Source organism: Arthrobacter sp. B6, from assembly GCF_001663775.1.
Lineage (GTDB): Bacteria > Actinomycetota > Actinomycetes > Actinomycetales > Micrococcaceae > Arthrobacter.
In genome coordinates this window covers 1,598,909-1,621,945 of sequence record NZ_KV467168.1, presented here as the reverse complement: position 1 = coordinate 1,621,945, position 23,037 = coordinate 1,598,909, and the positions used below count along the sequence as shown (strand labels likewise).

Below are 23,037 nucleotides of genomic sequence, written 5' to 3'. Positions count from 1 at the left end.
ATGAGCCAGCCGATCCTCACTCCGGCCCTTGCTGCACTGCTGCGGGAATGGCTCCCGCGCCAGCGCTGGTTTCCTGTCAAGACAGCCGATTTCTCGCTGGAACAGGTCGGCGGCCTGGGCCTGGCAGAGCGCTCAGCCATGGCCCGGCTGGAAGTCTTCCTCCTGGCTGTCACATCGGCAACTGCGGACGGCGGACAGCGGACCGACGTGCTCCAGGTTCCGCTGAGCCGGCGTGCGGGGCCTGCCGGCGAACTTGAACGGGCCCTCGTCGGGAAGGATGCCGCGGACTCCGAGTGGCCATGGGTATACGATGCCGTCCACGATCCCGACTTTGTCGCTGCCTGGCTGGAGCTGATCCGCAACGGCGGTGCGGCTGCTGCCGGCAATGCGGCTGGCTACCGTTCGCCGTCGGAATACCGCCTGCCCACGGCGCACGGTGTGGTGAAAGTGTTGTCCGGCGAACAGTCCAACAGCTCGGTGATAGTCGACGACGGCGAGTCGGCAGCCATCGTGAAGTTCTTCCGCGTGCTGTCCAAGGGGACAAACCCTGAAGTCGAGGTGGGTGCGGCGCTGACCGCCGCACGTACCTCCGAGGTTCCGGCCACCCTGGGCTGGGTCCGCGGCGAATGGCGTGTACCGGAGGCCGGCAATGCTTCCGTGGCCGAGGGTGAACTTGCCGTCGCCCACGAGTTCCTTGCCGGAGGGCGGGATGCCTGGCGCCTTGCAGTGGACGCGGCCCGCACGGGGACGGATTTCACCGCGGAGGCACATGCCCTGGGTGCCTCCACCGCAACGGTGCACCGCCGCCTCGCCGAGGCGCTGGGCGTGTCCGACGAAGCGGTCCCCGGAGAAGTAATTGCTCCCGGGGTAGCCGAGCGGGTCCGGAAGACATGGGCCGAGGCCAGCGCCGCCGTCGGGCCTTATGACCAGGCACTCGGCTCCCTGCTCAGCGCGCTCGACGGCGTTCCTGCCGGTCCGCTGCAGCGTATCCACGGGGACCTCCACCTTGGCCAGATCCTCCAGGTGCCCGGCCGCGGTGGGGATTCGCCGCGATGGGCCATTCTGGACTTCGAGGGCGAGCCCCTGCGGCCAATCGACGAGCGCAATTTTCCGGACGTCCCGCTCCGCGATGTGGTGGGGATGCTGCGCTCGTTCGACTATGCGGCAGGAGCTGCCGAACGCGAACAGGAAGGCGCCATCGTCCCGGACTCGTGGGTCGACGACTGCGCGGAGGCGTTCCTGACGGGCTACGCGTCTGTCACACCAGGCACCATCGACCGCCTTTCGCCACTGTTTGTGGCATTGTGGCTGGACAAAGCGCTGTATGAAGTTGTTTATGAATTGCGGAACAGGCCCGACTGGCTGGCCATACCAGTTAACGCCTCCAGGCGGCTGCTCAGCGGTAAAGGCTCCGGCGATCAGGCCGGGGCGGCATCGGAAGGTAACAAAATGACAGCACGTACCGATCGGCCCCGTGTGCCGCTCCATGTGGACCCGGACACTCTGGGCAGGGTAGCGAACGGGGAGCACCACGCGCCGCACTCCATCCTGGGTGCGCACCTGGATGACCACGGACACGTGACAGTCCGTACGATCAAGCACCTGGCTGAAGCCGTGTCGGTGGTGACAGCGTCCGGCACGGTGCCGATGACGCACGAGGCCCATGGCATCTGGGTGGCCGTTCTCGAGCCGGAGCAGCCGGGTCATGTGCCGGACTACCGGCTGGAAGTCACGTATCCGGGCGCCGCGCCGCTGACGATGGACGAACCGTACAGGTACCTGCCCACTGTGGGCGAGGTTGACCTGCACCTCATCTCTGAAGGCAGGCACGAAAAGCTGTGGGAGGTGTTGGGCGCCCATGTCCAGCACTACAAATCCTCGATGGGTGACGTTGACGGCGTGTCCTTTGCCGTCTGGGCGCCGAACGCGCAGGCTGTCCGCGTCAAAGGCGACTTCAACGCCTGGGATGGCCGCGAAAACTCCATGCGGTCCCTTGGTTCCTCGGGCATCTGGGAGGTGTTCCTTCCCGGTGTTTTAGCAGGGGCGTGCTACAAATTCGAGATCAAGACCAAGGCCGGGCACTGGGTGGAAAAGGCCGATCCGCTGGCTTTCGGCACAGAGGTCCCACCGCTGACTGCCTCCCGCGTGGTGGAGCCCTCGTACGCGTTCAAGGACGCCGAATGGATGGAAGCCCGGGCCCAGCGGGATCCGCACAATTCGCCCATGAGCGTTTACGAGGTACACCTCGGCTCCTGGCGGCTTGGCCTCGGCTACCGCGAGCTGGCGAAGGAGCTGGTGGACTACGTCAAGTGGCTCGGGTTCACCCACGTCGAGTTCATGCCGGTGGCAGAGCACCCCTTCGGCGGGTCCTGGGGTTACCAGGTCACGTCCTACTTTGCCCCCACATCGCGTTTCGGACACCCGGACGAATTCCGTTTCCTTGTGGATACCCTGCACCAGGCCGGAATTGGCGTTCTCCTGGACTGGGTGCCGGCCCACTTCCCCAAGGATGCCTGGGCTCTCGCCCAGTTCGACGGCGAACCGCTTTACGAGCACGCCGACCCCAACCTGGGCGAGCACCCCGACTGGGGAACGCTGATCTTTGACTTCGGCCGCACCGAAGTCCGGAACTTCCTGGTGTCGAACGCACTGTACTGGCTGGAGGAGTTCCACATTGACGGCCTGCGCGTGGACGCCGTGGCTTCCATGCTGTACCTGGATTACTCCCGCGAAGACGGCCAGTGGCAGCCCAATCGCTTCGGAGGTCGTGAAAACCTGGAAGCCATCTCATTCCTCCAGGAAGCCAACGCCACCGTGTACAAGACCCACCCGGGCGCAGTCATGATTGCCGAGGAGTCCACGGCATTCCCCGGCGTGACCGCGCCGACCAGCCACAACGGCCTCGGATTTGGGCTGAAATGGAACATGGGCTGGATGCACGACTCCTTGAAATACGCTTCCGAAGACCCGGTAAACCGCAAATGGCACCACGGGACGGTCACTTTCTCGATGGTGTACGCGTTCACTGAAAACTTCCTCCTGCCCATCAGCCACGATGAGGTAGTACATGGGAAGGGCTCCATGCTCCGGAAGATGCCGGGGGACCGGTGGCAGCAGCTCGCCAACCTGCGTGCCTTCCTTGCCTACCAATGGGCGCATCCGGGCAAGCAGCTCATTTTCATGGGCACCGAATTCGGTCAGGAAGCCGAATGGTCCGAACAGCACGGCCTGGACTGGTGGCTTGCCGACACCCCCGCGCACCGCGGCCTGCAGCTGCTGACCAAAGACCTGAACGAGCTTTACAGGTCAACGCCCCCGCTCTACGAGCGGGACAACGAACCGGGAGGGTTCCAGTGGATCAATGGTGGAGATGCGGACCGCAACGTCCTGAGCTTCGTCAGGTGGGACAAGGACGGTAATCCGCTGGTCGTCGCCATCAACTTCTCCGGAGGACCGCACGTGGGCTACACCCTTGGTGTTCCGTCTGAGGGTGCCTGGCGGGAGGTCCTGAACACGGATTCTTCCGCCTATGGCGGGTCGGGTGTGCTGAACGCAGGCAAGCTAAAGGCCAGCGCCGAGCCGCTGGACGGCCAGCCGGCCAGCCTGACTGTCACCCTGCCGCCGCTGGGGGCTGCCTACTTCAAACCGGGAGCGGCAGCCGACCTCTAGCCGGACTGCTGGCCTGGCTGGACTGGCTGCGAGAAGCCCGGAATCCTTGGGATTCCGGGCTTTTTCTCATCGTCCGGTTGCCCGGCAGGAGACCCTTCCGGGGGCGGTTGGCTATCCGCGCAAAGTGGTGGTAGAGTTTATTTCCGCGCTGCTCCACGGAGTCAGACGGAAAAAACCGACACGAAAGCCTTAGGCTGATGATGGTCGCGGACGCCGGTTTGACAAGAGTGAAGTCAGCGGGTAAGTTTGAAAAGTTGCTCCGGAGCGATCCATGGCTGTTGTTTGGTTGTGGTGGTGCCGGGTGTGTCTGTTGTTTGAGAACTCAATAGTGTGCCAAGTTTGTTGATACCAATTGTTTATTGATTGGTTGTTTTGGCCAGATCGTGCCGCCCCTGTGGTGTGGTTTGGTTTTTACAGCTGGTTTCAAATTTTGTGCAGCCGTTTTATTCCGTTTTCCCGGGGTTGGTGGTTGTGTCTGTTTTTGTTTTACTTCAACGGAGAGTTTGATCCTGGCTCAGGATGAACGCTGGCGGCGTGCTTAACACATGCAAGTCGAACGATGATCCGGTGCTTGCACCGGGGATTAGTGGCGAACGGGTGAGTAACACGTGAGTAACCTGCCCTTAACTCTGGGATAAGCCTGGGAAACTGGGTCTAATACCGGATATGACTCCTCATCGCATGGTGGGGGGTGGAAAGCTTTTTGTGGTTTTGGATGGACTCGCGGCCTATCAGCTTGTTGGTGAGGTAATGGCTTACCAAGGCGACGACGGGTAGCCGGCCTGAGAGGGTGACCGGCCACACTGGGACTGAGACACGGCCCAGACTCCTACGGGAGGCAGCAGTGGGGAATATTGCACAATGGGCGCAAGCCTGATGCAGCGACGCCGCGTGAGGGATGACGGCCTTCGGGTTGTAAACCTCTTTCAGTAGGGAAGAAGCGAAAGTGACGGTACCTGCAGAAGAAGCGCCGGCTAACTACGTGCCAGCAGCCGCGGTAATACGTAGGGCGCAAGCGTTATCCGGAATTATTGGGCGTAAAGAGCTCGTAGGCGGTTTGTCGCGTCTGCCGTGAAAGTCCGGGGCTCAACTCCGGATCTGCGGTGGGTACGGGCAGACTAGAGTGATGTAGGGGAGACTGGAATTCCTGGTGTAGCGGTGAAATGCGCAGATATCAGGAGGAACACCGATGGCGAAGGCAGGTCTCTGGGCATTAACTGACGCTGAGGAGCGAAAGCATGGGGAGCGAACAGGATTAGATACCCTGGTAGTCCATGCCGTAAACGTTGGGCACTAGGTGTGGGGGACATTCCACGTTTTCCGCGCCGTAGCTAACGCATTAAGTGCCCCGCCTGGGGAGTACGGCCGCAAGGCTAAAACTCAAAGGAATTGACGGGGGCCCGCACAAGCGGCGGAGCATGCGGATTAATTCGATGCAACGCGAAGAACCTTACCAAGGCTTGACATGGACCGGACCGGGCTGGAAACAGTCCTTCCCCTTTGGGGCCGGTTCACAGGTGGTGCATGGTTGTCGTCAGCTCGTGTCGTGAGATGTTGGGTTAAGTCCCGCAACGAGCGCAACCCTCGTTCTATGTTGCCAGCGCGTGATGGCGGGGACTCATAGGAGACTGCCGGGGTCAACTCGGAGGAAGGTGGGGACGACGTCAAATCATCATGCCCCTTATGTCTTGGGCTTCACGCATGCTACAATGGCCGGTACAAAGGGTTGCGATACTGTGAGGTGGAGCTAATCCCAAAAAGCCGGTCTCAGTTCGGATTGGGGTCTGCAACTCGACCCCATGAAGTCGGAGTCGCTAGTAATCGCAGATCAGCAACGCTGCGGTGAATACGTTCCCGGGCCTTGTACACACCGCCCGTCAAGTCACGAAAGTTGGTAACACCCGAAGCCGGTGGCCTAACCCCTTGTGGGAGGGAGCTGTCGAAGGTGGGACTGGCGATTGGGACTAAGTCGTAACAAGGTAGCCGTACCGGAAGGTGCGGCTGGATCACCTCCTTTCTAAGGAGCACCTACAGGTTCCTGCTGCGTGTATGCGTTGGTGGGGGTTTGTCAGGAGTATATGCCCGTTGCGCAGACGTAAGTTCTGCGGCGGGTGCTCAAGGGTGGAATATCAACGGATAGCGGCTGCCTGGTTCTTGTCCTGGTCTAGTACGGATGCTCTTTGGGTGTTCTGGAACGGCGGGGTGGGGGTTTGGGTGGTTTAGTGTTTGGCACACTGTTGGGTCCTGAGGCAACAGGGCCGGGGTTCTTCTGTGAGGGAGGGTTCTGGTGTTTGTTTGTTTCTGGTTTCCTGGCTGCATCGATCGCATGCGTTGGCCCTTTGGGGTTGTGTGTGGGGTGTGTGGTTTGGGGTTGTTGTTTGAGAACTACATAGTGGACGCGAGCATCTTTTATAAGAAGCAATTTCCAAGAATATGAACCTGGATCTGGTTCGCATGCCTTTTTGGTGTGTGGAGCGGTTTCTGTGGTTCTCTCGAAAATTACTCCTTGATCTTTTGTGGTCAAGTTTTTAAGAGCACACGGTGGATGCCTTGGCATTAGGAGCCGAAGAAGGACGTAGGAATCTGCGATAAGCCTGGGGGAGTCGATAACCGGACTGTGATCCCAGGGTGTCCGAATGGGGAAACCCCGCCAGGGGCGCGAGTTGCCTGGTGACCCGCATCTGAACACATAGGGTGCGTGGAGGGAACGCGGGGAAGTGAAACATCTCAGTACCCGCAGGAAGAGAAAACAATAGTGATTCCGTCAGTAGTGGCGAGCGAACGCGGATCAGGCTAAACCGTTCCATGTGTGATAGCCGGCGGGCGTTGCATGGTCGGGGTTGTGGGACTTTCCGTACTGTCTCTGCCGGGACAGTGGGGTGTGATGTGCTGGCATAGGTGAACGGTCTTGAAAGGCCGGCCGTAGAGGGTGTGAGCCCCGTAACCGAAATGTTGAGTGCCGCCTGGAGAGTATCCCAAGTAGCACGGGGCCCGAGAAATCCCGTGTGAATCTGTCAGGACCACCTGATAAGCCTAAATACTCCCTAATGACCGATAGCGGACCAGTACCGTGAGGGAAAGGTGAAAAGTACCCCGGGAGGGGAGTGAAACAGTACCTGAAACCGTGTGCTTACAATCCGTCGGAGCAGCCGCACCTTGTGTGCATAGTAGTTGTGACGGCGTGCCTTTTGAAGAATGAGCCTGCGAGTTAGTGTTACGTCGCGAGGTTAACCCGTGTGGGGAAGCCGTAGCGAAAGCGAGTCTGAATAGGGCGTTGCAGTGGCGTGATCTAGACCCGAAGCGAAGTGATCTACCCATGGCCAGGTTGAAGCGACGGTAAGACGTCGTGGAGGACCGAACCCACTTCAGTTGAAAATGGAGGGGATGAGCTGTGGGTAGGGGTGAAAGGCCAATCAAACTTCGTGATAGCTGGTTCTCCCCGAAATGCATTTAGGTGCAGCGTTGCGTGTTTCTTACCGGAGGTAGAGCTACTGGATGGCTAATGGGCCCTACAAGGTTACTGACGTCAGCCAAACTCCGAATGCCGGTAAGTGAGAGCGCAGCAGTGAGACTGTGGGGGATAAGCTTCATAGTCGAGAGGGAAACAGCCCAGACCACCAACTAAGGCCCCTAAGCGTGTGCTAAGTGGGAAAGGATGTGGAGTTGCGAAGACAACCAGGAGGTTGGCTTAGAAGCAGCCATCCTTAAAAGAGTGCGTAATAGCTCACTGGTCAAGTGATTCCGCGCCGACAATGTAGCGGGGCTCAAGTACACCGCCGAAGTTGTGGCATTCAGATATTAGCTAAGCCCTTGTGGTTCAGGCGTCTGGATGGGTAGGGGAGCGTCGTGTGGGCAGTGAAGTCGCGGTGTAAACCAGCGGTGGAGCCTACACGAGTGAGAATGCAGGCATGAGTAGCGAAAGACGGGTGAGAAACCCGTCCGCCGAATGATCAAGGGTTCCAGGGTCAAGCTAATCTGCCCTGGGTAAGTCGGGACCTAAGGCGAGGCCGACAGGCGTAGTCGATGGACAACGGGTTGATATTCCCGTACCGGCGAAAAACCGCCCATGCTGAACAGGGGATACTAACTGCCCGAGACCTGCCCGATCACCCTTGTGGTGTGAGGGTTTTGGTGGAGCGCAGGACCTGATCCTGGGAGGCAAGCGTATTAACAGGTGTGACGCAGGAAGGTAGCCAAGCCGGGCGATGGTTGTCCCGGTCTAAGGATGTAGGGCGAACGGTAGGCAAATCCGCTGTTCATGATGCCTGAGATCTGATGGGACCCCCGTTTGGGGGGATTTGGTGATCCTATGCTGCCGAGAAAAGCATCGACGCGAGGTTTTAGCCGCCCGTACCCCAAACCGACACAGGTGATCAGGTAGAGAATACTAAGGCGATCGAGAGAATTATGGTTAAGGAACTCGGCAAAATGCCCCCGTAACTTCGGGAGAAGGGGGGCCCCAACCTTGAACACCACTTGCTGGTGGGAGGGGATCGGGGCCGCAGAGACCAGGGGGAAGCGACTGTTTACTAAAAACACAGGTCCGTGCGAAGTCGCAAGACGATGTATACGGACTGACTCCTGCCCGGTGCTGGAAGGTTAAGAGGACCGGTTAGCCGCAAGGCGAAGCTGAGAATTTAAGCCCCAGTAAACGGCGGTGGTAACTATAACCATCCTAAGGTAGCGAAATTCCTTGTCGGGTAAGTTCCGACCTGCACGAATGGAGTAACGACTTCCCCGCTGTCTCAACCATAAACTCGGCGAAATTGCAGTACGAGTAAAGATGCTCGTTACGCGCAGCAGGACGGAAAGACCCCGAGACCTTTACTATAGTTTGGTATTGGTGTTCGGAGTGGCTTGTGTAGGATAGGTGGGAGACGTTGAAGCCCGGACGCCAGTTCGGGTGGAGTCATCGTTGAAATACCACTCTGGTCACTTTGGACATCTAACTTCGGCCCGTAATCCGGGTCAGGGACAGTGCCTGATGGGTAGTTTAACTGGGGCGGTTGCCTCCTAAAAAGTAACGGAGGCGCCCAAAGGTTCCCTCAGCCTGGTTGGCAATCAGGTGTCGAGTGTAAGTGCACAAGGGAGCTTGACTGTGAGAGAGACATCTCGAGCAGGGACGAAAGTCGGGACTAGTGATCCGGCGGTACATTGTGGAATGGCCGTCGCTCAACGGATAAAAGGTACCTCGGGGATAACAGGCTGATCTTGCCCAAGAGTCCATATCGACGGCATGGTTTGGCACCTCGATGTCGGCTCGTCGCATCCTGGGGCTGGAGTAGGTCCCAAGGGTTGGGCTGTTCGCCCATTAAAGCGGTACGCGAGCTGGGTTTAGAACGTCGTGAGACAGTTCGGTCCCTATCCGCTGCGCGCGCAGGAAATTTGAGAAGGGCTGTCCTTAGTACGAGAGGACCGGGACGGACGAACCTCTGGTGTGTCAGTTGTACTGCCAAGTGCACCGCTGATTAGCTACGTTCGGATGGGATAACCGCTGAAAGCATCTAAGCGGGAAGCTCGCTTCGAGATGAGATTTCCATACACCTTGTGTGTGAGAGGCCCCCAGCCAGACCACTGGGTTGATAGGCCGGATGTGGAAGCGAGGACTAACGACTCGTGAAGCTGACCGGTACTAATAGGCCGATAACTTACACCACACACCCCTTTCGTGAACGGCATTCAAAAGACGTTCACACCACGAAAAGGGTAAAAAGAAACAAGACTGCTTGCGTCCACTATGTGGTTCCCAAACAACAAACCAAACGTTGCTTGCGGAACACAACTAAATAACAACACCACAGTTCCCTAACAGGAACATGTTGTAACCACAGACTTCCCACACACCCGCCCCCTGGCGGCGTGTGACGGGTAACAGGGTTACGGCGGTCATAGCGTGGGGGAAACGCCCGGTCCCATTCCGAACCCGGAAGCTAAGACCCACAGCGCCGATGGTACTGCACCCGGGAGGGTGTGGGAGAGTAGGTCACCGCCGGACATAAATTAGGCTCAGGCCCCGACAAACACGTCGGGGCCTGACCCATTTAACCCACCACCCATCACCTGCACCTTTTCACGCAACCCCCACCCACACCCTGCAGCCTTCCGCCCGACCCTCTCCCACACCCTGCAGCCTTCCGCGCGACCCTCTCCCACACCCTGCAGCCTTCCGCGCGACCCTCTCGCACCCCCTGCAGCCTTCCGGGCGGCCCTCTCCCACATCCTGCACCCTTCCGCGCGACCCTCTCCCACACCCTGCAGCCTTCCGCGCGACCCTCTCCCACCCCGCGGAACCCGACCAGGGGCACCCCCACCGCACCGCCGTCGTACCCTGTCCGGACGGCACAAAAGCGAGAGAGCATCCCGGCAAAACCCGCAACAAATGAGAGAGCATCACCGAGAAACCTGTATCAAGTGAGAGAGCGTCAGGGTAAAACCGAAGGTTGTCAAGCTGTGTGGAGTCATTGGGTTTGCTGTGTGGGTGTTTTTGTTGCCGGGAGGTTGATTCCTGTGTGGCTGGCGGGGGCTGGTGTGATGGGGCGCTGGTGGAATCGTTCGGGGTTTTTGTCGTAGTAGCGCTGGAGTGCGTGGTCGCGTTTTTGCCAGGTTTCTTTCCAGGAGCCTCGTGGACTTCGGCGGGCGAGAAAAGTGCAATGCCTGAGTGTTTGTGTTGGGTGTTGTACCAGGGCACGTAGTCGGCGAGGTAGGCCCGGGCGGTCTCGAGTTCTTTGAAAACGCGGGGGTAGCCTGGCCTGTACTTCATGGTCCGGAACCCGGACTCTGAGAAGGGGTTGTCGTTCGAGACGTAGGGCCGGTTGTGGGAGAGTTCGATGCCGTGGCTGGTGAGAGTGTCGCGGAGCAGGTTTGATCTCATCGCCGGCCCGGAGTCGGCGTGGACGATGCGCGGGGCGCCGTGCCGGGCGATAGCGGTTCGAACATCTCCACCGCGAGGTGGTCGGCTTCTCGGTCTTCGACCCGCCAGGCAACCATATGGCGGGAGTAGATATCAAGGACTGAGTAGGCTTTGAACGGCTTTCCCCGCCAGGGTGAATACAGATCGGTGATGTCCCAGGACCAGACCTGGCCCGGTCCGGTCGCCATCACAACCGGTTTCTCCCGTGGGGGCCGGTTGTTCCGGCTCCTGGTAGGGATCGTGGGGCGCAGCATCTGGTCCTCGATCTGGGCCGCGACCCGCCACCAGGTCCGGCGGGAAGCGAGGACCACCCCCTTGTCCCACGCGGCCGCGTAGGAATGGTCAACCGAGACCTGGTTGGCCCAGCCGTCCAGAATGTATTCGCAGATCCGGTCGCGATCCCCGGTGCTGATCCGCGATTCATAGGCCCGCTCAGACTGGGCGAGCGGGTCCTGCACGCGTTCGCGGGGGTTCTGCCGGTAGTGCCAGGTCGAGCGCGACACGCCGGCGCACTCGAGGGCTTGCCGCTGCGAGCCGGTGAGCTTTGTCAGCTCCCGGACGAGGAGGTTCTCGGCTTCGATGAACCTTTCGGATCTTTCGTCCGGGCCGTATCGGGCTCTGGCACGTTCAACTCGTGCAAGAGCCCGATAGCTTTTCCCAGAGCAGTATTCGTGCCTTCAAGTTCACGGATACGGCCCTTGAGCTGTTCGACTTCGGACTGGTGTTCAGCGATCTCCTTGGCGCGCGCTTTCTAAAACGCGGACCACTCGCCATTCGTGCGGGCCATACCCCCATGCTCTCGTGGAATCAGATTCCGGTCGAGATCACCCTCTTGCACCATCTTCCGCCACCGCCGGAACGTCCATTCAGTCACTGGCTGAGAGGCAAGCCATTCCTTCCTCGTCCCATACGGCTGCACGTAATACTCATGTACCAATTCCCGAATCTCATCGCGGCTAATACCTCGCGGACCAACAGTCATGGCTGCTCCTGTTCCCTTCAATCACTGACTGACTCACAACCAGCCTGACGTAGAGGGAACCTGCATCAAGTGAGAGAGCGTCCGGGTAAGACCCGCAACAAGTGAGAGAGCGCCCGGGGTGTGAAGATGCCCAGGATTGGCTTCAGTCTTCGGAGCGACTGGTGCTCCACGGGTAAAGTTGCTGTCCATGGATAACCTCTTCAGCCACGCAGGTGGCTCCACTCCGGAACCGGGGGACGCTCCGGGCGCTCTGGACCCTTTGATCCTGACGGTGACCGTACCCGGTCATGTGGCCCAGGCCTTCGCCGGGTTCACCGACCATACCCACCTTTGGTGGCCGCTGGAGTCCCATGGTGTTTATGGAGCCGGCTCCTACGTGGAGTTTGAAGAGAACCTGGTCCTGGAAACCGCTGACGATGGCCGGACGTCCATCTGGGGGACTATCGACGACTGGCAGCCGCCGCTGTCCTTCCATGCCACCTGGCACCCGGGTTCGACAGCGTTGTGGTCAACAGAGCTGCGCGTAGCCTTCCGGGCTGTAGCGGAGGGGACAGAGGTCCGGCTGATCCACGACGGCTGGGAGGGTGCTGAGGATCCTGCAGCCGCGCGGGCAGAGTACGCCGCGGGTTGGCCCATAGTCCTGGAGCGGTATGTGCGCTTTATGGGTGGCAGCCCGGATGAAACGAAGACGGAGGCGCTCTAGCCTGGCGGCACTGCCGTGCTCGTCCGGATAATTAGCTCTGTCGGGTACTCCCGGTCAGTTGCGGCGCCGGAAAGGGCGGGCGTAGCGGAGCGGGGATCACCTGGATTTGTCCCAAGAGTTTCCAGCAGGAGCCGCGCGGCGAGGGCACCTTGGCCGCGGGCGTCCTGGTTGATGGTGGTCAGCCCAAAGACGTCGCCCAGTTCGTGGCCATCCATGCCGATGACGGACAGGTCATGCGGCACCCGCAGCCCGAAGTCGCGGGCGGCGAGAATGGTACCGATAGCCATCTCGTCGGAGGCTGCGAAGACCGCCGTAGGACGTTCAGTCCCCATTCCCAGCAGCTTGCGTGCACTCGTGTACGCGCCCCCGATGGTGAAGTCCGCTGAGATCTGCCATTCCGGCCGGACAGGCAAGCCTGCGGCTTTCATGGCCGCCTCGAATCCGGCCTGTCGGATCCCCGGCAGCTTGAAGTCCTGATTTCGCGCGGGATCGCCGGTCAGATGGGCTATGCGCGTGTGGCCCAGCTGGATCAGGTGGTTAGTAGCCTTGCGGGATAGCTCCGAATCATTGATGCGGATGGTGGATGCACCGGCCAGCGCCCCGCCGATGCCCACGATGGGGCGGTGGATGGCCAGGAGCTGCTGTATCTCGTCGTCGGTCAGCACTAAGGCAACGGCGATCACCGCATCGAGGCGTTTGCGCAGCAGGAAATCGTTCAGGACACTTTGGCGCCGCGCCGGGTGGTCGCCCACGTTGTACAGGGTGAGGTCGTAGCCGGCATCAAGCAGCGTGGCAGAGACGCCCTCCAGCACTGATGAAAAGTACCACCGGTGCACTGATGGCATCACCAGGCCAACATTGTGGTTGCGTCCCGACGCCAGGCTTGAGGCGTGGTAGGACGGCACAAAACCGAGCTCTTCGGCGGCTGCTTTCGCGAGCTTTCGGCTCTTCGCCGAAACGTTGGCTTTTCCGCTGAGTGCTCGCGACACCGTGGCAATGGAAAGGCCGGCACGGTCGGCAACGTCCTTGATGCCTGCCATCCGGACTACTCCGCGTCGCCAGCTACCAACTGCAGCCAGACGGTCTCACCTGAGGCGAGGAAGTGGCCGGACTCCGGGTCCGCGCTGCGGAGGAGTACGTCGCCCTCGGGCATTTCGAGGGGCTCATGGTTCAGGTTCATAAGCACCAGCGTAGTGCCGTTAACGTAGCCGAGCGATGACCCCGTGCACCATTCATCCGCCCACGCGAGGGAACCGCGGCCCAGGCCAACCTCCCGCCGGAGCGCCAGAGTGCGGCGGTACAGGTTCAGGTGCGACGACGGCGATGCAGCCTGGACGTCACGCGCCAGCTCGGTGAACCCGGACGGCAATGGGAGCCATGGCTGCTCTCCGGAGCCGAAGCCCAAATGGCGCTCCGACGCCTTCCAGGGCAGTGGAATCCGGCAGCCATCGCGCCCCAGGCGTTCGCCGCCGGTCCTCGCGAAGGTGGGATCCTGCCTCATACCCTCGGGGATGTCGATCCCGTCCGGCAGACCGAGCTCTTCGCCCTGGTAGAGGTAGGCCGCACCGGGCAGGGCAAGCATAAAGAGTGAAGCTGCGGCAGCCCGCCGTCGGCCAAGAGCAGTGTCCGGCTGCGGATCCGCGGGGCCGATACCGTCGCCGTCCCGAGGGCCGTGGCCGTTGTAGCCGAATCGGCTCGCGTGCCGAACGACGTCGTGGTTGGACAGCACCCAAGTGCTCGGGGCACCTACGGCGTCCAGCACTGTCAGGGAGTCGGTGATGACGGACCTCAGCCGGTACACGTCAAGGCCGGCGTGCAGGTACGGGAAGTTGAAGGCCTGGTGCATCTCGTCTGACCTCACCCAATGGGCAAGGCGGGGGAGGTCGACGCTTGCTTCGGCGCACAGAATCCTGTCCGGACCGTATTCGTCCAGGATCAGGCGCCAGGCACGGTAGATGTCGTGGATGGCCGGCTGACCAAACATGGGGGCTTCGTGACCCGGGAAGCCGTCCGAGCTGCCGCCGTCGGCCCTGCCGCCCCAAGCCGGAAGCCCCGGAGCCTTGACCAGTGCGTGGGCGACATCCACACGGAAGCCGGAGACGCCGCGGTCCAGCCAGAATCGGAGTACCCGTTCAAACTCGGCATGGACGGCGGGGTTGTCCCAGTTGAAGTCAGGCTGGGACGAATCGAAGAGGTGCAGGTACCACTGCTCAGGCTGGCCGTCCGAGCCGATGACACGCGTCCACGCAGGTCCGCCAAAGTGGGACTGCCAGTTGTTGGGAGGTTCGTGCCCGTCAGGTCCGTTGCCGTCGCGGAAAATGAACATGTCCCGCTCGGAGCTTCCGGCGGGTGCGGCCAGGGCAGCCTGGAACGCGGTGTGCTGGTCCGAGCAGTGGTTGGGTACCAGGTCCACAATGACCCGCAGGCTCAAGCGGTTGGCCTCGGCCATCATGATGTCAAAATCGCCCAGGGTGCCGAAGATCGGGTCAACGTCGCAGTAGTCGCTGACATCGTAACCGGCGTCCCGCTGCGGTGACCGGTAGAAGGGGGAGAGCCAGACGGCGTCCACCCCCAGTTCGGCAAGCTGCGGCAGCTCCGCGGTGATTCCGGCGATGTCGCCGATGCCGTCCCCGTTCAGGTCGCGGAAGGACCGGGGATACACCTGGTAGATGACGGCCGATCGCCACCAGCCCGGGGTCTTGTCGGCGTCGTGGATGAGGGTCAGCGGACCAGCCAGCGGCGCGGGGGCAGTGATCACGGAATCAACAGACATGGGAGTCAGCCTAGTTGGGCGGGTCCAGGAATGGAAACGCTTCCAGTGACTGTGAAACAGGCAATGGGGGCCAAATGCGCCCAAGTGAGCCTGACCTGTGGAAACGCTTGCAGTACCGACGAAATATGACGCGGCTGCGGTATTGGTGCCCGCCCTAGACTGGAGGAAACGGCGACGACGGGACTGGAGGCTGCGTGGTCAGCATCGTGAAGGAACTTGAAAAGGCACTCGGGCCCGGCCAGGTCAGTGCCGAGGAAGCCACGCTCGCCCGGTACGCCGTGGATCAGGCCCCGGTGCTGGACTTCCACTTGCCGTTGGCGGTGGTTTTCGCCGAATCCGTGGCGGATGTCCAGGCCGCAGTAAGGTGCTGTTCCAACCGCGGGATTGCACTGGTGGCACGCGGGGCAGGGACCGGGGTCTCCGGCGGCGCGCACGCCAGCCGGAATTCGGTCATCCTCTCCCTGGAACGGATGGACCGCATCCTGGACCTTAACCCCGACGACGAGACCGCCGTCGTCGAACCCGGTGTGATCAACGCCGTCCTGAACGAGGCGGCGGCCGTCCACGGGCTGATGTACGCGCCTGATCCGGCGAGCTTCCGCTCCTCGACAATCGGCGGCAATATCGCCACGAATGCCGGTGGCCTGCGGTGCGCGAAGTACGGCGTCACGCGCGACTCAGTCCTGGCACTGGACGTAGTGCTCGCTGACGGATCAGTCATCCACACCGGACACCAGACGTTCAAGGGCGTCGCCGGGTATGACCTCACCGGGCTGTTCGTTGGGTCCGAGGGGACGTTGGGCATCGTGGTAGGCATAACGGTCCGGCTGAAGTACCTCCCGCGTGACGTGCACACCATCGCGGCGTTCTATCCGGACTTCAGGCTTGCCGCGGCCGGCGTCCTGGCCGTGGGCAGGGCCCGTGTCCAGCCGGCCATCATGGAACTGCTCGACGGCGGCACGCTGGCCCAGCTGGACAGCATTCACGGCTCTGATCTGACCACGCGCGGACGGGCCCTGCTGCTGATCCAGACTGATGGCTTCGGTGCTGCGGCGGAGGCCGAGGTGGTCCGTAGGGTGCTGGCGGCCGGAGGTGCGCTGGTCACCACTGAATCCAGCGCCGAGGCCGAGCAGCTGGTGGAGCTGCGCCGCCACAGCCGTGGCGTCGAAGTGGATGACGAATACCGCGTGGGTGAGGACGTTGCCGTGCCCCGCTCACGCCTGGTGGATTACGTGGCCGCACTGGAGGCGATGGCCGCTGCCCACGCGGTCAGCCTCAAGGTGGTGGCACACGCCGGGGACGGCAACCTCCATCCGACGTTCTGGGTGGACCGGCTGGACAACGCCGTGGATGAAGGCGCCATGGAGCGCCTGAACCTGGCTTTGGATGCCTCGATCAACGCCGCGCTGGAGATGGGCGGCACCATCACCGGAGAACACGGCATCGGGCAGTACAAGCTGCGCTGGCTCGGACTGGAGCAGCCGGAACCCGTCAGGGAACTGCAGCGCAAAATCAAAAAGCTCTTTGATCCGGCCGGCGTCCTTAACCCGGGCAAAGCAATCTAGGCCCCGCCGCTGCCCCATCCAAGTAGCAGTAAGTGTCGTTATGGCGCCGCATAGCGACATGTACTGCTACCTGGTTGGGGTTGATTTAACACAGCCGTGCTAATGCGCCCACGGCCCTTAGCAGGGTCAGTCGTCGACGTCCGGGTACTCGTCGATTGTTTCATCGGCACCGTACCGGGACTCCTCAGTCTCCAGTTCGAGGATCTTCAGCATTGCTGTGTCCGGGTTCAACATGATGGCTGCCTCGTCCCGACGGTGCCGCAGGATGGAGTCGATGTAGGACTGTACTGCTTCGGCAAGCGGGATGTGCCGTTCCTGCTTCTCAGACATGTACCAGCGGTGTTCCAAGACCTCATGGACCGCTTCGGCGGGTTCGAGCTTGCGGGAGAGGTCCCGCGGGATGGAACGGACGATTGGCTCGAAGACCTGGCTGACCCAGAGGTGGGCGCTGTATTCCTCGTCCATCTCCGGGTTGTTGTCCGCCCGGAAGGAATCCATGTCGTTGAGGAGGCGGCGTGCCTGGTTCTCCTGGGCGTCCAGCCCGGTGAGGCGCAGCAGCCGGCGCATGTGGTGGCCGGCGTCCACCACTTTGGGCTGCAGCTGGATGGTGGAACCGTTCTGCGTGGTTTTGATCGCATACTCTTCGACGTCGAAGCCCAGCTCGTTGAGGCGGCGGATGCGGGCCCCAACGCGCCAGCGTTCGCCGAGTTCGAAGGATTCCTTTTCCGTCAGCTCGGTCCAAAGGCGACGGTAGCTGTCCATGATCAGTTCACTGGTGGCAACGGGGTCCACCTTGTCTTCGATCAGGCCGCCGTCCAGGAGGTCCATCAGCTCGCCGGCGATGTTTACCCGCGCGATCTCCAGGTCATATTCACGCTGGCCAGTGGACAGGTCCGGGTACAGCTCGCCGGTCTCGGCGTCCACAAGATACGCCGCGAACGCGCCGGCGTCCCGGCGGAAGAGGGTGTTGGAGAGGGAGACATCGCCCCAGTAGAAGCCGATCAGGTGCAGGCGCACCATCAGGAGGGCCTGGGCATCAATGAGGCGGGTGAGCGTGTCCTTGCGCAGCATCTGGGAGAACAGCGCGCGGTACGGCATGGAGAACTTCAGGTGGCGGGTGACCAGGACCGGGTTCAGGGGCCGGCCGTCGAGCGTGGTCCGGCCGGTGATCACGGCCACGGGTTCCACGCAGGGTACATCCAGCCGGGCGAGCTTTCGCAGCATGTGGTACTCGTGGCGGGCAACATGCTCGGAGGTTTCCTTGATGGCGATGACAGAGCCGCCCAGGTGGGCAAAGCGCACGATGTGCCGGGAAATACCTCGGGGGAGCGCCGCAAGGTTTTCGGCAGGCCAGTCCTCAAGTGCGATATGCCAAGGGAGGTCCAGGAGTTCCGGATCGGCGGCGGCGGCCGTGATGTTCAGCGAGCTGGAGACCGCGGCGAGCTTGCTGTCATTGGCGCTTGCCGCCTCAAACCGTGGCAGTTTGCCGATCTGCGCGTAGTCGGTGGGTTCGTCGTGCCACTGGGCGCTGTTTTCCTCGGTCATGGGTCAATTCTTCCGTACGTGGGGGCAGCTGGCCTAAACATCGGACTTAACGCCGACGGCGGCCCGTCCAATAGGAGGGCCGCCGTCGGTTGGTTAGTGCGCTGGTGGGATTAGTCGCCCAGGCGCAGACCGGTTTTGGTGTCGAAGAGGTGCACGTGGCCCGACTGCGGGCGGACGTAGATGGCCTCGCCCTTCATCGGGGGACGGCGACCGTCGACGCGTGCCACGATGTCGTGGTCCTTGCCGTCGAGCGAGGTGTGGCCGTAGACGTATGCGTCGGCGCCGAGCTCTTCAACGACGTCAACTTCAACCTTGAGGCCTTCACCTGCGGCGACCTGCTCGAGGTCCTCCGGGCGTGAACCGAGCGTGACAGTGGCGCCGTGGGCCTCTTCGAGGATGTTGCGGGGAACCGGGTAAACCGTCCCGCCGAACTGGACGCCGCCGTCGACGACGGGCAGTTCCAGCAGGTTCATGGCGGGGGAGCCGATGAAGCCGGCGACGAAGACGTTCTTGGGCTTGTCGTAGAGGTTGCGCGGGGTGTCAACCTGCATCAGCAGGCCGTCCTTCAGCACAGCCACGCGGTCACCCATGGTCATGGCCTCGACCTGGTCGTGGGTCACGTAGACGGTGGTAACGCCCAGGCGGCGGGTCAGGGATGCGATCTGCGTACGCGTCTGGACACGGAGCTTGGCATCCAGGTTGGAAAGCGGCTCATCCATGAGGAAGACCTGCGGGTTACGCACGATGGCGCGGCCCATGGCAACACGCTGGCGCTGGCCGCCGGAGAGTGCCTTCGGCTTGCGGTCCAGGTACGGCTCGAGGTCGAGAAGCTTGGCTGCTTCGCGGACACGCTCGGCACGCTCTTCCTTGCTGACGCCGGCGATCTTCAGTGCGAAGCCCATGTTGTCTGCAACCGTCATGTGCGGGTACAGCGCGTAGTTCTGGAAAACCATGGCGATGTCGCGGTCCTTCGGCGGAACGTCGGTGACATCGCGGTCGCCAATGAGGATACGGCCGGCGTTGACATCCTCAAGGCCTGCGAGCATGCGCAGCGAGGTGGACTTGCCGCAACCGGAGGGTCCAACGAGGACCAGGAATTCGCCATCGGCGATGTCGATGTTGAGCTTATCGACGGCGGGCTTTTCTGTGCCCGGGTACAGACGCGTAGCGTTATCAAAAGTAACTGTAGCCACAGTTATCAATCCCTTCACCGGCAGGTACGTGCCGGACGATCCGTTGTGAATGGTTCATGTAATTCAGTTATGTACTGCATGATGTACTCCCCGGCCGAGGCCGAGGAGTATCAAATGATGCCGCACGGTTCTTGTGCGCCACATCACAAGCAAGAGTATGTCAGATCAAAGGTGAATTGGACTAAATGTTACGGAGGTCACATGTGAGGTTGGCTACTGGCCGTGTCCGCCGAAGTTTTCAGGTTCCTCTTCAGCCACTGCCAAACTTCGCTCCTGCAGCAGGGTCTCCAGCAACTCGGCCACGTGCACGGGGGCTTCCACCCTGAACTGCGCCTGCGTGAAGTCGAGCCCCACCTTCACGCCAACGTCGCCGGATTCGAGCCGGGCCAAGGCGTCCTCGTCCGTGGTGTCGTCCCCGGCGAACAGGACGGCCGTTGCCCCGGTGATCTGCCGGAGGAAGGTGACGCCCTCACCCTTCGAGGCATTAACCACGGAGGTTTCGAGCACCTGCTTGCCATTCTTGAGGAACACACCGTGGCGGTCCTGCAGAACGGCGCGGGCGGCCGCCACCGCGTCCGCCGCCACATCGGGAGTGGCGAGGCGGGTGTGCAGGACGACACCGGCGGGCTTGTCCTCCAGGAGGGTGCCCGGGGCCTGCTCGACGATTTCTTCCAGGATGCCCCGCACTTCAGCTAACAGCGCACGCTGGTCCTCGTCCAGGGTCAGCTCTGCGGATCCCGGGCCAAGCCAGGCTTCGGCGCCGTGGCTGCCGATCAGGAGCGTGTCTACCGGAGGCGAAGCCACCGCCCGCAGGCTGGCGAGGGCGCGTCCTGAGATGAGTGCCGTCGTCGTGCGCGGCAGGGCGGCGAGCCCGGCAAACGCGGTGGCGGAGCGGGGGAGCGGGCGGGCGTCGCCGGCATGGTCCACCAGCGGTGAGATGGTGCCGTCGAAATCCATGGCCACAAGCAGGTGCTCCGTCTGGGCGATGCGCCGGAGGGCGTCCCGGAGTTCCGGGGAGAGAGTCAGCGGGCTCTTGGCGGGGCGGGCATCAGGAGTCATCTCGGACCACCTTTTCGTTGAGGGCCTGCAGGAAGTCAGCGGACCAGTGGTCCACATCGTGTTCGAGGATCTGCTTGCGCATGGACCGCATCCGGCGGGCGGAGTCCTTGGGGTTCATGTTGACGGCCCGCATGATGGTGTCCTTCAAGCCGTCGATGTCGTGCGGATTCATCAGGAGTGCCTGCTTCAGCTGGTCAGCTGCACCGGCAAACTCGCTGAGGACCAGCGCGCCGTCGTTCTGGGTTCGGGCCGTCACGTACTCCTTCGCGACCAGGTTCATGCCGTCCCGCAGGGCCGTAACCAGCATGACGTCTGCGGCAAGGTACAGAGCCACCATCTCCTCCACCGGGTAGCTGTGGTGCAGGTAGCGCACGGCGGTGTTCTGGATGGTGTCGTAGGTGCCGTTGATGTGGCCCACGGTGCCTTCGATCTCCTCGCGCAGGAGCCGGTACTGTTCCACCCGCTCACGGCTGGGGCTGGCCACTTGGATGAGGGTGGCGTCCCCGACGGTCAGTTTGCCTTCGTTCAGGAGTTCCTCGAACGCCTTGAGACGGTGGCGGATGCCCTTGGTGTAATCAAGCCGGTCGACACCCAGGAGGATGGTTTTGGGGTTGCCCAGGTCCTGGCGGATCTGGCGGGCACGTTCGATGATCTCCGGCTTGTTGGCCAGTTCGCTGATCTGTGCCACATCGATGGAGATGGGGAAGGCCTGGGCCCTGGCGATGTGCGTGATTTCGCCGTCGTGTCCCTTGACGTGCACCTGCTGCTGCTTGACGCTGGCGCCAAGGAACCGCCGCGCCGAGCGCATGAAGTTGCCGGCATCGCTGGGGCGCTGGAAGCCCACCAGGTCTGCGCCCATGAGGCCGTCGATGATGGCCTGCCGCCACGGCAGCTGGGCGAAAATCTCCGGCGGAGGGAACGGGATGTGGTTGAAAAACCCGATGCGCAGGTCAGGCCGGGCCTCGCGCACCATCCGTGGCACCAGCTGCAGCTGGTAGTCCTGGATCCAGACGGTTGCGCCTTGATCGGCATGGCGAACGACGGCGTCCGCGAACCTTCTGTTCACCCTGCGGTAGGCGTCCCACCAGGTCCGGTGGAACTCCGGGGGAGCGATGACATCGTGGTAGAGCGGCCAGAGCGTGGCGTTGGAGAAGCCTTCGTAATACAGCTCAACATCGTCGGTGCTGAGCTGGACGGGGACCAGGTCCATCCCGTCGTGGCTGAACGGACTGACTGTCTCATCCGGGGCGCCGTGCCAGCCCACCCACGCGCCGTCGGTCTTGGTCATCATCGGCGCCAGGGCGGTCACGAGGCCGCCCGGTGAGCGCCGCCAGCCGGAGCCGTCGTCGCCGCTTTCACCTGCAGCGCAACGGTCTACTGGCAGCCTGTTGGACACCACCATGAAGTCGTATTTTGCGCTGTCATCGTGGCCGTGTCCGGCAGGGCCGGAGTCAGTCGCGGCGGTAGGTTTTTCCTGGACGGGTGTTTGCATTGCGGCCCCCTGGGGTTGCTTGTGCCTTTAGGCCCACCCTAACGGGGCGGAATCTTCCGTGCTATTCGTCCGTTGGTCAAGGGGAGGAATAGTTGAAAGCGCAAGCTCCCAGGTTTCTCCCCTAAAATGATGGAGTTGCCACTGAGTGGTCCCCCCACGTCGATCGACCCAAGGAACACATGAGCCCCGCAAATGAAGTACGTAAGTCCAAGGCTGAGCGAACAGCGGAGGCCCGCGAGAAGGCGCGCCTGATCCGTGAAGCGCAGCTTAAGAAGGACAAACGAAACAAGCTGCTGATCGGCTGGGGCATTGTGGTGGCAGTGGTTGCCATCCTGGCGGTTGTGGCACTCGTGGTGACCACCTCCATGCGGGATAGCGCGCCGATCGCGGACCAGGGGCCGACGCCGGCAAACGGCAACGTGCACGGCGGCATCACCCTGCTGGCCAACACAGAAGTGGCCAAGCTGGATCCCGCCACGGTTGACGCCGCCTCCGTGGGCGAACCGCCGGAGACTGCTCCGGCGGAAGTAGTTGCCCCGGGCGCCGAGGCCGAGCCCGGAAAGCCCGTCAAGGTTGTCCTGTACGTCGATTTCATCTGCCCGGTCTGTAAAGACTTCGAGGCGCGCTATGACGAGCAGCTGACTGCCCTGCGCAACGAGGGCAAGATTACGGTGGAATACCGCGCGCTCGGCTTCCTGGATAACAGGTCTTCGACGAACTACTCCTCGCGGGCAGCCAACGCTGCGGCGTGCGTCGTGAACGAGTCACCGGAGAAGTACAAGGAGTTTGTTGACTCGCTGTTCGACAACCAGCCGGCAGAAGGCGGCGCGGGCATTTCTGACAATGATCTGAAGAAGATGGCCTCGGACATGGGCGTCAACATCGACTCCTGCGTGGACGACAAAACCTACCGGCCCTACGTGAAGTTCACCACCAAGGAAGCCGCGGCCATCGGCATCACTGGCACGCCCACCGTATTCGTGGACGGCAAGCAGTGGGGCAAGGGTGACAGCGCCCAGACACCTTTCCCGGACTTCCTGCAGGCAGCGATCGACGCTAAGGCATAACCCGCCTGGTTGCCTTCGGAAGGCCCGGTCCTGGATTCGTTCCGGGGCCGGGCTTTTCCGTGGAACCTTATCCAGGTCC

The 23,037-nt window shown here is 61.9% G+C and carries 12 protein-coding genes and 3 rRNA genes; 7 read left to right on the top strand and 8 right to left on the bottom strand.

Features of this window, described 5'->3' with window-relative positions; translation table 11 throughout:
* The 4 genes from AU175_RS06975 (at position 1) to rrf (ending at position 9,664) form a co-directional block, all read left to right on the top strand.
* Positions 1 to 3,669, top strand: coding sequence for a 1,4-alpha-glucan branching enzyme (locus AU175_RS06975; protein ID WP_066286977.1), 3,669 nt, complete (start codon positions 1 to 3; stop codon positions 3,667 to 3,669).
* 491 nt (positions 3,670 to 4,160) lie between these two features.
* Positions 4,161 to 5,686: ribosomal RNA gene (locus AU175_RS06970) — 16S ribosomal RNA — on the top strand.
* 501 nt (positions 5,687 to 6,187) lie between these two features.
* Positions 6,188 to 9,326 (top strand): 23S ribosomal RNA (locus tag AU175_RS06965).
* Positions 9,327 to 9,547: 221 nt separating this feature from the next.
* Positions 9,548 to 9,664: ribosomal RNA gene (rrf, locus tag AU175_RS06960) — 5S ribosomal RNA — on the top strand.
* Together the 16S, 23S and 5S rRNA genes form the textbook arrangement of a ribosomal RNA operon.
* Before the next feature lie 75 nt (positions 9,665 to 9,739).
* On the opposite strand, the gene AU175_RS22740 is transcribed toward rrf, so the two are convergent.
* Positions 9,740 to 10,540 (bottom strand): integrase core domain-containing protein, encoded by an 801-nt coding sequence (locus AU175_RS22740; protein ID WP_197497057.1) that lies wholly within the window; start codon positions 10,538 to 10,540, stop codon positions 9,740 to 9,742.
* Entirely contained in the window at positions 10,537 to 11,082 is a 546-nt protein-coding gene (locus tag AU175_RS21665) for a hypothetical protein (RefSeq protein ID WP_156642217.1), read from the bottom strand. Before AU175_RS21665 ends, AU175_RS22740 begins: the two co-directional genes overlap by 4 nt.
* 666 nt (positions 11,083 to 11,748) lie before the next feature.
* On the opposite strand from AU175_RS21665, the gene AU175_RS06950 reads away from it, so the two are divergent.
* The gene (locus tag AU175_RS06950; protein ID WP_066286976.1) at positions 11,749 to 12,264 is read left to right on the top strand and encodes an SRPBCC domain-containing protein; all 516 of its coding nucleotides are present in this window, start codon (positions 11,749 to 11,751) and stop codon (positions 12,262 to 12,264) included.
* Here the strand turns inward: AU175_RS06950 and AU175_RS06945 are convergent.
* Together AU175_RS06945 and AU175_RS06940 are read right to left on the bottom strand one after the other, a co-directional pair.
* Positions 12,261 to 13,304 (bottom strand): LacI family DNA-binding transcriptional regulator, encoded by a 1,044-nt coding sequence (locus AU175_RS06945; RefSeq protein WP_066286974.1) that lies wholly within the window; start codon positions 13,302 to 13,304, stop codon positions 12,261 to 12,263. The two genes, AU175_RS06950 and AU175_RS06945, sit on opposite strands and share 4 nt — an antisense overlap.
* A gap of 5 nt (positions 13,305 to 13,309) precedes the next feature.
* On the bottom strand, positions 13,310 to 15,037 hold the full coding sequence (locus tag AU175_RS06940; RefSeq protein ID WP_082979044.1) for a glycoside hydrolase family 13 protein: 1,728 nt from the start codon (positions 15,035 to 15,037) through the stop codon (positions 13,310 to 13,312).
* A 194-nt stretch (positions 15,038 to 15,231) separates the two neighbouring features.
* Here AU175_RS06940 and AU175_RS06935 point away from each other — a divergent pair, with 194 nt between their 5' ends.
* The gene (locus AU175_RS06935; protein WP_066286972.1) at positions 15,232 to 16,602 is read left to right on the top strand and encodes an FAD-binding oxidoreductase; all 1,371 of its coding nucleotides are present in this window, start codon (positions 15,232 to 15,234) and stop codon (positions 16,600 to 16,602) included.
* A 126-nt stretch (positions 16,603 to 16,728) separates the two neighbouring features.
* On the opposite strand, the gene AU175_RS06930 is transcribed toward AU175_RS06935, so the two are convergent.
* From AU175_RS06930 to AU175_RS06915, 4 genes are all read right to left on the bottom strand, one after another.
* The gene (locus AU175_RS06930) at positions 16,729 to 18,147 is read right to left on the bottom strand and encodes a DUF4032 domain-containing protein (protein ID WP_066286970.1); all 1,419 of its coding nucleotides are present in this window, start codon (positions 18,145 to 18,147) and stop codon (positions 16,729 to 16,731) included.
* Positions 18,148 to 18,257: 110 nt separating this feature from the next.
* Positions 18,258 to 19,340, bottom strand: a complete 1,083-nt coding sequence (locus AU175_RS06925) for an ABC transporter ATP-binding protein (protein ID WP_066286968.1) — start codon at positions 19,338 to 19,340, stop codon at positions 18,258 to 18,260.
* Between the two features lie 213 nt (positions 19,341 to 19,553).
* Positions 19,554 to 20,399 carry a trehalose-phosphatase gene (gene otsB / locus AU175_RS06920; RefSeq protein WP_066286966.1) on the bottom strand — a complete coding sequence of 282 codons (846 nt, stop codon included), beginning with the start codon at positions 20,397 to 20,399 and terminating at the stop codon, positions 19,554 to 19,556.
* Positions 20,389 to 21,891: an alpha,alpha-trehalose-phosphate synthase (UDP-forming) gene (locus AU175_RS06915; RefSeq protein ID WP_066286964.1), complete on the bottom strand. Its 1,503-nt coding sequence runs from the start codon at positions 21,889 to 21,891 to the stop codon at positions 20,389 to 20,391. Before AU175_RS06915 ends, otsB begins: the two co-directional genes overlap by 11 nt.
* Before the next feature lie 179 nt (positions 21,892 to 22,070).
* On the opposite strand from AU175_RS06915, the gene AU175_RS06910 reads away from it, so the two are divergent.
* On the top strand, positions 22,071 to 22,958 hold the full coding sequence (locus tag AU175_RS06910; RefSeq protein ID WP_066286963.1) for a DsbA family protein: 888 nt from the start codon (positions 22,071 to 22,073) through the stop codon (positions 22,956 to 22,958).
* Positions 22,959 to 23,037 lie beyond the last annotated feature (79 nt).